This is a genomic window from Rhizobium sp. L9 (assembly GCF_002531885.1).
Classification (GTDB): domain Bacteria; phylum Pseudomonadota; class Alphaproteobacteria; order Rhizobiales; family Rhizobiaceae; genus Rhizobium.
Genome location: NZ_NWSZ01000038.1, coordinates 1 through 12,226, shown reverse-complemented (window position 1 = coordinate 12,226; position 12,226 = coordinate 1). Strand labels below are relative to the sequence as shown.

The following is a 12,226-nucleotide window of genomic DNA, read 5'->3' as shown; positions in this document are numbered from 1 at the left end:
GGCTTCGCGCCAAGCCTTTTGTATGCATGGCATCCAAGTGGTCCCGTAGCTCAGCAGGATAGAGCATCAGATTCCTAATCTGGGGGTCGCGCGTTCGAATCGCGCCGGGATCACCATTCTCAAACGCTGAGCCATACGTCCACTGCGGGAATGGGTGGAATGACTGATCTCGTCTTGTAGATCGCCGCTGAAGGCTTTGCCTCGCATCAAGCTCGCGGCACCTGACGATAGGCTCCTCGTCTTCTTATGATCCGCCGTGCCCCTAGTCCCAGCAACGCCGCCACAACCGATCCGCCGACAAAACCGATTGCGCCCCAGACGAGGCCGGCAAAGCTCATAGGCACCCCAAGCACGAAGTCGCGCCAGGTATTGGCGAAAACCACATCATCCGCATTACTCAGCAGCACGAAGGGCTTGGCGACGGGGGCGGCGGCGGCGAGTTTCAGTTGCTGCGACTGCAGTGTTTCGTAACGCGTGATCGTGCTCTGCATCGAGACGCCGCGGTCGCGCAGGAAATCGTCGGAAGATTGGGCATAGGCGTTCAGCGCCTGCTCGCGGTCGAGTTGATGCTGGGCGGCTTGGCGGTTGAAGTCCTCGACGATGACACGCAGCTCATCGATCGCGCCGCCGATCCGCTGGCGATATTGCTGCGCAAATTCAGGCGCTTGCGAAAAGACCGTGCCGCCGGCAAGTCCGGCGACAAGGGCGATGATCCTTGCAATCTGTCCCACGACCGTGGTCTCCGGCTGTTTCCTGCGCTAACGATCCGCGGCCGCAAAGGTTTCTGCCTTCGACACAATCGGTAACGCTATGTGATTGAACCGGCGGCGCTTCCGGCGAGTTGAGACTATGACCAACTCAGAAAGAGAGGCTCGTCATGAAACAGTTCATTCTTGCTTGCACGCTCGCTGCAGCGTCCATCCTTTCCGCCATGCCGTCCCAGGCGGCAAGCGTGACTATCACCACCGATAACCCGCGTCCTTATTATGGCGATTTGGAGCGTCCTTATTATCGCGATTCGGAGCGCCCTTATTATCGCCACCGGCCCTACTACCGCCATCACATGATGCGCCGCGTCTCCGATGAGTGCTTCACCAAGACGGAAAGAATCCGCCGTCACGGCCATACGATCATCAAGGAGACTCGGATCTGCCGATAAGGCGGTCCACGCACGAAAAGCCCGGCCGCTCCTCCCCAGCCGGGCTCTTCACCTTTCCGCTGATCAGGAACTTCGCAACATCGGCTGCGTTTATCGCGAAAACGGGAGAACTCGTCATGCGTATCAAGATGACTCTTTTGGCAATCGCCTATGTCGCCGTCAGCGCTCTGCTGCTCGCCATCGCCTATCAGCCGCAGGGGTCGGTAGCCACAGCGAAGACCGATCGCCTGGAAGGCGCGTCCTTCCTCGTCGAGCGCTTCGCCGGTTGATCAGCCGAGCGCCGGCGTAGAGGCCGGCGCTCGCAAGCGGGACGCGTTTCGCTAATATCAATGCGGGTTGCCGACGGCAGACCCGCTGAGCAGGATTCGGTTCTGCACCGCGGTCACGCCCTCGACCGCCCGGGCGACGGCGGTTGCCCGTTCGATTTCCCCGACCGTACCGACGGTGCCTGTCAACACGACCTGATCTTCCTCCATCGTCACTTCCACATCCGACGCATCGATGCCGCCGGCAATTGCCAATGCATTGGCGACGGCGGCCTCGAGAGATGCGCGATTGGCGATCTCCGCTTCCACTTCGGGCGCAAGCCCGTGAAATGTCGGCTCTTTGAAAACCATATTCCGTTCCTCCGAAAAATCTCAAGAAGAAACGCCATATGCCTGGTTTGGTTTCCTGCGTTACCAGCTGACGCGATAGCGGAGAGTGACGCTGCTCGCCTCATCAGGCGAGAACGGCTTGCTGACCGAGGCATCGAGGTTGAGGTTCGGCAGGATCGCCTGGTCGACCGCCACTGTGCTCGAGAAGTCGCCGCTGGCATTGCTGACCCCGGCGCCTGCCGAAAGCGAGGTTCCCGTCCAGGGATGGATCAACTTCAGCGCCTGTGACGCCGTCACCGAAGTCTCCCTGGCATCGACTGGATCGTAACGGACGCTCAGGGAGCGGCTCGATTGCATGTCGAGCGAATCCGACAGGATCCAGCTGCGCGAGCGGCTGAGCGTCAGAGCGCCGCTGCCGCGCAGCGTATCGACGCTGACCCTGGCGCCCTGCTGCGATTGGCCTGCCGGCGTAACGCTCGTCTTGCTGATCCTGCCCCAGAGCATGGCCTGTTCGGAATCGGGTAGCGGCGCGCCGCCTTTTGTTGCTGCCAATGCGAGATCGGCGCCGGCGCTCGTCTCCCATTCCGCCGGCAGACGAAAACCCATCGTTGCCTTGTATGACCGATCCGAGACTTTGGCAGGCGACCAGATCAACAGGTCGTCCGCCTTTACGGTCGCGATCAGCGAAAGCACGATGGCGGAAAGAATGATGGCTATTCTGAGTATCGTCATGTGTTCCGATCGTTTTGACCTGACACGTGCTGGCTCATCGAATGGCACGATACCGCACCAAAGTGCCGGCAGCGAACACGGACAGGCAGCACGGCCAAGCCGTTCATCCCGATGTCATCGTCGATTTAGTGTTTGGCCGAAAAAGCCGAGGGCAGCCAAGTGCCCTTTTTCAATGGCCGCCGCAGCGCCCCGATTGCCCACGCGCCGACGAGCGGCGGCAGGGGAATCACATCCCTTCAGGAATGTCATAAGGATCACACCCCGCCGCCGCTCTGTAAACCCCCGAGGAGCTGAAATCTGCTGCACCGCACACTTGCCGCACCCTCCAAACCCTAGTAGAGCCTGAGCCTACGAGAGACATTTTTCGCGAAATTCCAAATGATGACCGGCAAAACCGCGCCGCGGCGCCTCAGCATCTTCGGCTCGACCGGGTCGATCGGCCGCAATACCCTCAATGTCGTCGAACATCTGGGCGGGCGGGAGAACTTCGAAATTTCCGTTCTGACAGGCAACGGCAATGTCCAGCTGCTCGCCCGGCAGGCCAGATCCTTCGGCGCGCGGCTGGCGGTGACGGCAAACGACCGGCATTATGAAGCGCTGAAGGGCGAACTTTTCGGCAGCGGCATCGCGGTCGCGTCGGGGAAATCCGGCCTGATGGAAGCGGCCGACCGCGAAGCCGACTGGGTGATGGCGGCAATCGTTGGCACGGCGGGTCTGGCGCCGACGCTTGCCGCTGCGCGCCGTGGCGCTGATATCGCTCTTGCCAACAAGGAATGTCTGGTCTCGGCCGGCGATCTCTTCATCGGGGCGATCCGCGCCGGCGGCGGCAAGCTGCTTCCCGTCGACAGCGAGCACAATGCGATTTTCCAGGTGCTGGAAGAAACCCAGCGCCATGCCGTCGAGCGTGTCATCCTGACCGCCTCGGGCGGTCCCTTCCGTACCGCCTCGTTGAAGGAGATGGCCGATGTGACGGTGGAAACCGCACGCGCCCATCCGAACTGGTCGATGGGCTTGAAGATCTCGATCGACAGCGCCTCGATGTTCAACAAGGCGCTGGAAATGATCGAAGCCCGCCATCTTTTCGGACTGAGGCCCGAGCAGATCGAGGTGATCTTCCATCCGCAGTCGATCATCCATTCCATGGTGGGTTATACCGACGGTTCGGTGCTGGCGCAGCTCGGCGCGCCTGATATGCGCACCGCCATCGGTTACGCGCTGTCCTTTCCGCGCCGGCCGAACCTGCCGGTCGAGCGGCTGGATTTCGCCAAGCTCGCGAGGCTGGATTTCGAAGCGCCGGATGAGGTGCGGTTTCCCGCCTTGCGGCTGGCGCGCCTTGCGATGACGCGCGGCGGCGTTCAGGGCGCGGTGCTCAACGGCGCCAAGGAAGTGGCGCTCGAGGCCTTCATCGAGGGGCGCCTCTCCTTCCTCGCCATGGCCGAGGTCACCGAGAGGGTCATGGATGACCTGGCCCACCTGCCGCCGGCTGCCGGCATGGACGATGTCTTCAACGCCGACCGGCAAGCCCGGCAGCGCGCGGCGGCGCTGCTGAAACTCGATCTCGTCGGTTGAGAGCTCGGTCGGCTAGCGCAGCCGATTGCCGTGCTCGTCGAACAATCGGCAATTCGAGGGCTCGAACTGCAGGCTGACCTCTTCGCCGGCCGCAATGCTGGTCGGCGACCGGTGCTCGACGGTGAGCGACTGACCATCGCCGAGCTGGCAATAGAGATACTGCGTTCCGCCGAGATACTCCGAAAAATCGACTCTTGCCCTCAGGCTGCCATTGAGCTCGGGCGCCACTTTCAGATGCTCCGGCCGCAGACCGAGCGTCACGGCCGCACCGGCCAGCCTGTCTTTCGCCAGCAGGCCGCTTTCGACGCCCCCGCCGGCGATATCGACCAGGCCGCCTTCGCCCCATCGGGCATTCAGGAGATTCATCCTCGGCGAGCCGATGAAACCCGCCACGAACGTATTCGACGGATTCTCGTAGATTTCCCGCGGCGTTCCGGCCTGCTCGACGCGGCCGTCGCGCAGCACGACGATCTTGTCGGCGAGCGTCATCGCCTCGGTCTGATCATGCGTGACATAGATCATCGTATTGCCGAGTTCGCGATGAAGGCGGGCGATCTCGATGCGCATGGACACGCGCAGCTCCGCATCGAGATTGGACAGCGGTTCGTCGAACAGGAAAACATCGGGCTCGCGCACGATCGCCCGGCCGATCGCCACGCGCTGGCGTTGGCCGCCGGAAAGCTGGCCGGGGCGCCGGTCGAGCAGATGGTCGATCTTCAGGATCGCCGAGGCTGCCTTGACGCGCGCCTCGATCTCCGCACCATTCGTACGTGCCATCTTCAGGCCGAAGGCCAGGTTGTCGCGCACGCTCATATGCGGATAGAGCGCGTAGGATTGGAAGACCATGGCGATGCCGCGCTCGGACGGATCGAGATCGGTGACAACACGTCCCTTGATCTCGATCTCGCCCTCGGTCACGTCCTCCAGGCCGGCGATCATGCGAAGCAACGTCGATTTTCCGCACCCGGACGGCCCGACGAAGACGACGAATTCGCCCTCCTCGATCGTCAGGTCGATGCCATGGACCACCTGCAGATTGCCATAGCTTTTTCGCACGTCCTGAAGGACGACGCTCTTGTTACCCATACCGTTCGTCATCCCCAAACGACCTACTTGTCCGCCTGGACCCAGACGAGCATCTCTCCGGGCGCGCGGTTGTCCCAGAGATGATAGGGCACGAAGCGTGCTGTGGCGACCCGCCTTTCGGCCGGCGCCTTGCGGTAGAGCGATGTGCCCCAATTCGATGTTTCCTCACGCTCGACCTTAAGATCGAGAGCGACGGCATCATTGAGGTCCTTCAGCACGACGGTTTCGGCGGCCGACAGGTCGCGGGGCAGAACGATGGTGTTGAGGTCCTCGCCATTGTCCGTTGTCTCGACGCAATAGACGAGCGGACCGCGCATCAAGGCGACGCGGCCGGCATCCTGGCGCACTTTCGGATTGGCATATTGCGGACGAAGCGCCAGCGGCAGGTAGACGGCCACCTTATCACCGTCCGCCCATTCGCGGTCGATCCTCGCATATCCGTCGCGGACATGGGCACCGAGGTCGAGCATCGCCCCGTTGACGCTGAGGGTTGCGCCCTCTGCCCAATCCGGGATGCGCAGCGACAGCGCGAACCGAGCCGGCTTTGCCAGCTTGACAGTGAAGGCGACCGCGCCGTCCCACGGATAATTGGTGCGCTGCTCCAACGCCAACTCGGCACCATTGGCAAGCTTCAGCCGGGCGGTGCTTTCGCCATAGAGATGGACGGCGATCTCATCATCGGCAACCGCATACATGTATGAGCCGATCGACGTCACCAGACGGGCGATGTTCGGCGGGCAGCAGGGGCAATGGTGCCACTTCCAGCGGTGGTGCTTGCCCGCACTTTCGAGCGGATTGTCATAGAAGAAGGTCTTGCCGTCTGTGGAAAGACCCGGCAGCGCGCCGTTATAAAGCGCCTGCTCCATGATATCGGCATAGCGCCGGTTCGGTCCGCGCCCGAGCATGCGGCTCGCCCAGAAGACCAGGCCGACGGAGGCGCAGGTTTCCGCATAGGCCGTGTCGTTGGGCAGATCGTAATAATCGGTAAAGCCTTCGTTAGAGGCGGCCGGGCCGATGCCGCCGGTGATGTACATCTGCTTGGTCGTCAGATCGTCCCAGAGTGTTTCGAGCGCCGCCGTCAGACTGTCGTCCTTGTATTCGGTGGCAATATCGGCCATGCCGGAATAGAGGTACATGGCCCGCACAGCATGGCCGACGACCTTCGTCTGTTCGCGCACCGGGAGGTGCGCCTGGCCATATTCATAGGTCTTCTGATGGAAATCGGCAGCGCTCCGGCCGTCGCGAGCGGCCTCGGCCGTAAAGAAGTGCGGCTCGGTGCCGCGTTCGTCGATGAAGTATTTCGACAGGTCGAGATATTTCTTCTCGCCGGTCACCCGGGCGAGCTTGACCAATGCCAGCTCGATTTCCTCGTGGCCGCAATAGCCGGGAATCTGTCCCTCGCCATGGCCGAAAACCTTGATCATGTAATCGGCGTAGCGGCACATGATGTCGAGCAGCTTGCGCTTGCCGGTCGCCTGATAATAGGCGACCGCGGCTTCCATCAGATGACCCGCGCAATAGAGTTCGTGATGATCGCGCAGATTGGTCCAGCGGCGGGATGGCTCGACGCGCTGGAACCAGGCGTTCAGATAGCCGTCCTTGTCCTGCATCCGCTCATACATGTCGATGATCTCATCGGCGCGCGCCTCGAGCTTCGGGTTCGGCCGGCGATAAAGCGAGTAGGCGATCGTCTCGATCGACTTGCCGAGATCGGAATCCCAGAACATCTGCGTCGTCCCGCCCCAGGGCTGAATGGGAATGACAACGCCCGGGCTCGGCTGGTTGACGTCGATCGCTTTCAACATCCCGGCCTCGACGCAGCGGTCGAGCAGAGTCTCGGCGGTGGAATTGCAGACGGCTTCCTGCCACTTGCCCCAGAAGCCGCCGAGCTCGACATCGGGAACGGCGACGGGACGAAACTGGCGGTCATTGCTTGACTTGGTCATGGGCTCTACCTTGAGCATGATGCCGAAAAGTGTGAGCGGTTTTCGGACGACATCATGCTCTAACTATTTAATTTAGAACAGGATTCAGATTTTAGGCCGACGGCCTAAAATCATCCTGTTCTTGCGATCATTTCACCGCGCCGGCCATCAGCCCGCGCATGTAGTAGCGTTGCAGGAGCAGGAAGACGATCAGGCAGGGGATCGTCATGACGACGACACCAGCCTGCACCGCTCCCCAGTTGATGGCGCCGAGCCGTCCGGCGCGAACTGCCGTCATCAGTACCGGCAGGGTGTATTTCTCATTGCTGGAAAGCAGCACGAGCGCAGCGAGAAACTCGTTCCAGGCATTGAGGAAGGCGAAGATCGCCACCGTCGCGACACCGGGCAGCACCAGCGGCAGCAGGACGCGCGCCAGCAGCCTCAGATCGCGCGCACCGTCGATGCGCGCTGCCTCTTCGATCTCCTTGGGCACGGCGTCAAAGGCATTGCGCATCATGAAAACGGAGAAGGGCAGTTGCAGCGTCACATAGACGAGCGTCAGCCCGAGCAGCGAATTGTTGAGGCCGAGTTTTGCCAGGATGATGAAGAGCGGCGTCAGGATCGACTGGAACGGGATCATCAGCGTAGCAATGATCAGCACGAACAGTGCATTCTTCATCGGGAAGCGATAACGCGAGAAGCCATAGCCGGCGAGCAGGCTGACGATGACGGTCAGCACCACAGTGGCGACCGAAACGAACAGCGAATTGATCATGTGCCGCCAGATGCCGGCGCCGAACGTATCGAGCAGCGCATAGGCATCAAAGCTGATGCCGGATGTCGGCCACGGCGGCAAGGGCGGCAGGCTGGCTTCGGCACCCTGCCGGAAGGAAGCGAGCAGCGTGACCGCGAACGGCGCCAGGAAGAAGATGGAGATGGCGATGCCTGTCAGATGATAGGCCGACTTCGTGCGGATGGCCTTGCGGGCGCGGCGTTGCCTTGAGGTTGTCATGGACGCTCCTCCCCGACGCGCAGCAGCCAGAGCTGCACGATGCTGATGGCGACCAGAATGGCGAGGAGCGCAATCGAGAGGGCCGCGCCATAGCCGAGATTGAAGGAGACGAAGGACTGGTTGAAGATGTAATAGACCACCGAGATCATCTTGTTCTGCGGTCCACCGGCCGTCATGATATAGAACTGGTCGAAGGCGAGGATCGAGCCGGTAACCGAGACGATCAGGGCTAGCGCGATCGTCTTGCGCATCAGCGGCAGCGTCAGGTGCCGGAAGCGCTGCCAGCGGCCGGCGCCGTCGATGCGGGCCGCCTCCGTCAGCTCGGATGGAATGGCCTGCAGCCCGGTCAGCAGAATGATCATGGTGAAGCCGGCGATCTTCCAGACGACCATCACCACGACCGTCAGAAAGGCGGTGTCGAAGGTCGCAAGCAGGTTGGGGCTCTTTTCCAGAAGACCGAGTGCTTTCAAGGCTGGGCCGATGAAGCCGCTATCGACATTGGCAAGCCAGACCCAGAGCAGCGAGGCCGTGGCAAGGCCGACCACGACCGGCAGGAAGATGATCGTGCGGTAGGCGCTGACGAACTGCCGTTCCTTTTCGACGAAGATCGCCAGCGGAAAGGCGACAGCGAAGATCGCGACAGTGACGATCACGGTGTAATAGGCGGTGAAATTCAGTGCCGCCATGAAACGGGTGTCCTTGAACATACGGAAATAATTGTTGAAGCCGATCCAGCGCGACGCTCCCATCAGCGGCCAGTTGTGAAGGCTCATCCACCCCGTGAAGAGAACCGGCATGACGAAGAAGACGATGACCAGCGCCATGGCCGGCGCGATGTAGAGCGGGCCGCGCCAATTCGATCTGCGCCGCCGCTTTCGCCGGGGCAATAGGATATTCGAACCGGAACCGGTCATCGAAACGCTCCGCATCTGTCAATTGAAAATGGCCGGGAAGCTGCCACCGCTCCCCGGCCGCGGCCTTGGGAGAGTTATTGGCCGCTATCGATGATCGACTGCATTTCGGACTGGGCGCTCGAGAACGCGCCGTCGACATCGTCGCCGAAGATCGCCGCGTTGGTGAAGCTTGCCCATGGGCCGTTGGCGCTGTTGATCAGGTCGTTGAACTGCAGCGTATAGGGCGTCTTGGCGACGCTGATCGCCTTGAGGCCGACCTGCATGCGCGGATCGAGACCTTCCAGCACCTTACCGGCGATGTCGCCACGGGTCGGCAGGCTGCCATATTTCGCCATCACCTTCTGGCCGTCCTCGGAATAGATATATTCGAGGAACTCCTTCACGGCGTCGATCTTCTTGGTGCCCTTGGTGATGACGAAGTTGTCGCCGCCGGCAAAGGAGGAAGGCTTGCCGTCGACCCCGGGGATGAGGGTCACACCGAAATTGATTTCGGGATGCTGGGTCACCAGCGTGCCGATGGCAAAGGCGCCGAGGCTCTGCTGGCCGATCTTGCCGTTGGTGAAGGTCAGGAAGTTCGTACCGTTGTCGCTGGCCGCACCCGCCGGCACGAGGTCCTTTTTGACCATGTTGCGGTAGATGTCGACGGCCTTGCGCATCTGAGGCGTATCGAGCGTCGCCGTCTTGCTGTCGGCCGACAGGATGTCGGCGCCCGCACCCCAGACGAGCGGCGTGAAGGTGAAGATCATGCAGCCACCGCAGCCGCCGCCGGAGAAATAGAATCCGTAGGTGTCGTCACAGAGTGCCCGAATCTTCTCCGCATTGGCGGTGATTTCATCCCAGTTCGCCGGCGCCTTCTCCGGGTCGAGACCGGCCTTCTTGTAGAGATCCTTGTTCCAGGCGAAGACCGATGTCTCGACGGAGAGCGGCAGGCCGTAGATCTTGTCCTGATAGGTGCCGAGCCGGACATGCGACGGCGAAAGCGAGTTGAAATAGGGCAGCGACTTCGCCCAGTCCGTCAGATCCTCCAGCTGGCCGGCCGCGGCAAAGGCAGGATTGTAGATGAGGTCCATCGACAGCGCGTCGGGCGCCTGTCCGCCGGCGATTGCCGTCGCATATTTCTGCACCAGCTCGGAGAACGGCACTTCGGTCATTACGACCTTGTTCTCGTGGCTGGAATTATAGGCTTCGACGACCTTCTTGAAGGCGTCGCCGATCCCCGAGCGGACCCACATTTCGACGTTTTCGGCCGCCGATGCAGCCGACACCATGCACAAGGTAGCGATGCCGGTCGCCGCCAATAGACGCTTGATCATGACACTCCTCCCAATATGGCGCATCTCCTCGCGCCTTTGCTCATTTCCCTGATCTCATTCCTCGGGGGGCCTACCCCCGCATGACCGCCGGACGACGAGCCGGCAGGGCAATTTTCTCACTCCCGGCTCGACAGGCCGTCCTTCCGCAAGCGCCAGCACGGTCAATCCGGCCTGCCGCCCCAGCTCCTTCAGCTCCATATCAACCGTCGTCAGCGGCGGCCGCGTCTGGGCCGCGACAATCTCCCAATTGTCGAAGCCGATCACCGAGACGTCCTGCGGCACCTTGACGCCGCGCTCGCGCAGCGCATCTACCGCGCCACGGGCGATCTGATCGTTGCCGCAGAAAAGCGCGTCCGGCTTTTCCCCCGGCCTCTTCCAAAGCTGTTCCACCGCTTCATGACCCCAGCTTTCCGACCAGACGCCGTAGAGCACCGGCTCGCGGTGGCCCGCCACCTGATGATAGGCCCCGGCCCGCTCCCGCACCGAAAAGAAGTCTTCCGGCCCGGTAATATGGGCAATCCGCCGCCGCCCGATCGTCACGAGCCATTCCACCGCCAATCTCGCACCCTGCTCGTCGTCCGAACGGAAAGTAACGCTGTTCGGCGTCCCCTCGGTGAAGGCATAGACGACAGGCACATGCAAATTCGACAAATCGACAGGCAGACGCTTGTCCAGCCGCTTGCCGGTTGCGATGATACCGTCGACCTGCTTGTCCAGCATCGCATCGACATGGATCTGGGCGAGTGCCGGATCATCTTCGATGGCGCACAAGAAAACCGAAACGCCATGATCGACGAGAGCGTCCGAAATACCCGCCATCACAGGCAGCGTGAAACGGCCGTAGGTGTCGTTCGTCAGCAGCCCGACGGTGAAGCTGCGCTTGCTGAGAAGACCTCTTGCCAGCGCATTCGGCCGATATCCGATTTCGCCGGCAATCCGCTTAACCCGCTCGCGGGTTTCTGCCCCCATCCGGCCGGTGTCGTTGAGCGCCTTCGACGCCGTCGAGATGCTCACGCCGGCGGCCGACGCGACCTCATGGATGGTGATCCTGCCTCTTTTTCCTCCCGATATGTTCAGGCCTTCCTCCTTCTCAAGTGGCTTGAGAAAAGCTTTTACCAATCTTTCTGTCAAGTGAGAAAAGGTTTTCTCATGTAGATCCAGAGACGGAACATCGAGGCAGGCAGCAGGAAGGAAGGCGGGGAATCGGCCAATGCGAATCCATGAGACGGGATTGCAATGCGTCATTCACGGGTAGTGCGCCAGCCCACCGCTGGACAATCTTGCCCGGCTAATGAATGTGGAACAAACAACCGCCGTCAGAACCCGATGGAGGTTCTGATTCGCGGAGCTAGAACCCAAGCGATCGCTAGATCAGGCGACGTGCCTTGCCAGCGCGCAACGCGACCAGAGCGAATGCAGGGCCTCGACGAGATGGGCGATATCGGCGTCGGAATGCAGCGGCGTCGGGGTGATGCGCAGTCGCTCGGTCTTCTTCGGCACGGTGGGATAGTTGATCGGCTGGACATAGACGCCGCAATTGTCGAGCAGCAGGTCGGAGATCCACTTGCACTTGGCCGCATCGCCGACGAGCACCGGCACGATATGACTGGGATTGTGCATATGCGGAATGCCGTTCTGGTCGAGCAGCGAGCGGAGTTTGCGCACGCGGTCCTGGTGGCGGGCGCGCTCGAATTGGCTGACCTTCAGATGCTGGATCGAGGCCACCGCACCGGCGGCGAGCGCCGGCGGCAGCGCCGTGGTGAAGATGAAGCCGGAGGCGAATGAGCGGATGAAATCGCAAAGGGCCGTCGACGCGGCGATATAGCCGCCCATCACCCCGAATGCCTTGCCGAGCGTGCCCTCGATCACCGTCAGCCGGTCCATCAGTCCCTCCCGCTCGGCAATGCCGCCGCCGCGCGG

General features: G+C 61.6%; 13 protein-coding genes and 1 tRNA gene. 4 read left to right on the top strand and 10 right to left on the bottom strand.

Annotated features, from left to right (window positions below; translation table 11 throughout):
- Positions 1-39: 39 nt before the first annotated feature.
- Positions 40-116, top strand: a tRNA-Arg gene (locus CO660_RS29260).
- A gap of 90 nt (positions 117-206) precedes the next feature.
- On the opposite strand, the gene CO660_RS29255 is transcribed toward CO660_RS29260, so the two are convergent.
- Complete coding sequence (locus CO660_RS29255; protein WP_097601553.1) at positions 207-731, bottom strand: DUF2937 family protein; 525 nt, start codon at positions 729-731, stop codon at positions 207-209.
- A gap of 146 nt (positions 732-877) precedes the next feature.
- Between CO660_RS29255 and CO660_RS29250 the strand changes: the two genes are divergently transcribed.
- Positions 878-1,159 carry a hypothetical protein gene (locus CO660_RS29250; RefSeq protein WP_097601552.1) on the top strand — a complete coding sequence of 94 codons (282 nt, stop codon included), beginning with the start codon at positions 878-880 and terminating at the stop codon, positions 1,157-1,159.
- Positions 1,160-1,275: 116 nt separating this feature from the next.
- Positions 1,276-1,428 (top strand): hypothetical protein, encoded by a 153-nt coding sequence (locus CO660_RS33495; protein ID WP_176536406.1) that lies wholly within the window; start codon positions 1,276-1,278, stop codon positions 1,426-1,428.
- Between the two features lie 57 nt (positions 1,429-1,485).
- Here the strand turns inward: CO660_RS33495 and CO660_RS29245 are convergent, their stop codons facing one another.
- Together CO660_RS29245 and CO660_RS29240 are read right to left on the bottom strand one after the other, a co-directional pair.
- Positions 1,486-1,776, bottom strand: coding sequence for a BON domain-containing protein (locus CO660_RS29245; RefSeq protein WP_097601551.1), 291 nt, complete (start codon positions 1,774-1,776; stop codon positions 1,486-1,488).
- A gap of 60 nt (positions 1,777-1,836) precedes the next feature.
- On the bottom strand, positions 1,837-2,487 hold the full coding sequence (locus CO660_RS29240; RefSeq protein ID WP_097601550.1) for a hypothetical protein: 651 nt from the start codon (positions 2,485-2,487) through the stop codon (positions 1,837-1,839).
- 378 nt (positions 2,488-2,865) lie between these two features.
- Here CO660_RS29240 and dxr point away from each other — a divergent pair, with 378 nt between their 5' ends.
- Entirely contained in the window at positions 2,866-4,056 is a 1,191-nt protein-coding gene (dxr, locus tag CO660_RS29235; protein WP_097601549.1) for a 1-deoxy-D-xylulose-5-phosphate reductoisomerase, read from the top strand.
- Positions 4,057-4,068: 12 nt separating this feature from the next.
- Here the strand turns inward: dxr and ugpC are convergent, their stop codons facing one another.
- The 7 genes from ugpC to CO660_RS29200 all read right to left on the bottom strand — a co-directional run.
- Entirely contained in the window at positions 4,069-5,142 is a 1,074-nt protein-coding gene (gene ugpC / locus CO660_RS29230) for a sn-glycerol-3-phosphate ABC transporter ATP-binding protein UgpC (protein WP_176536405.1), read from the bottom strand.
- Between the two features lie 23 nt (positions 5,143-5,165).
- Positions 5,166-7,088: a glycoside hydrolase family 127 protein gene (locus CO660_RS29225; RefSeq protein WP_097601579.1), complete on the bottom strand. Its 1,923-nt coding sequence runs from the start codon at positions 7,086-7,088 to the stop codon at positions 5,166-5,168.
- Between the two features lie 127 nt (positions 7,089-7,215).
- On the bottom strand, positions 7,216-8,079 hold the full coding sequence (locus CO660_RS29220; protein ID WP_097601547.1) for a carbohydrate ABC transporter permease: 864 nt from the start codon (positions 8,077-8,079) through the stop codon (positions 7,216-7,218).
- Positions 8,076-8,993 carry a sugar ABC transporter permease gene (locus tag CO660_RS29215; RefSeq protein WP_097601546.1) on the bottom strand — a complete coding sequence of 306 codons (918 nt, stop codon included), beginning with the start codon at positions 8,991-8,993 and terminating at the stop codon, positions 8,076-8,078. The genes CO660_RS29220 and CO660_RS29215 overlap by 4 nt, the downstream gene beginning before the upstream one ends.
- Positions 8,994-9,067: 74 nt before the next feature.
- Positions 9,068-10,306, bottom strand: coding sequence for a sugar ABC transporter substrate-binding protein (locus CO660_RS29210; RefSeq protein WP_097601545.1), 1,239 nt, complete (start codon positions 10,304-10,306; stop codon positions 9,068-9,070).
- Positions 10,307-10,360: 54 nt separating this feature from the next.
- Complete coding sequence (locus CO660_RS29205) at positions 10,361-11,425, bottom strand: LacI family DNA-binding transcriptional regulator (RefSeq protein WP_245362110.1); 1,065 nt, start codon at positions 11,423-11,425, stop codon at positions 10,361-10,363.
- 252 nt (positions 11,426-11,677) lie between these two features.
- Positions 11,678-12,226: aminotransferase class I/II-fold pyridoxal phosphate-dependent enzyme (locus CO660_RS29200; RefSeq protein WP_141504939.1), on the bottom strand; the 549-nt coding region annotated here is incomplete at its 5' end.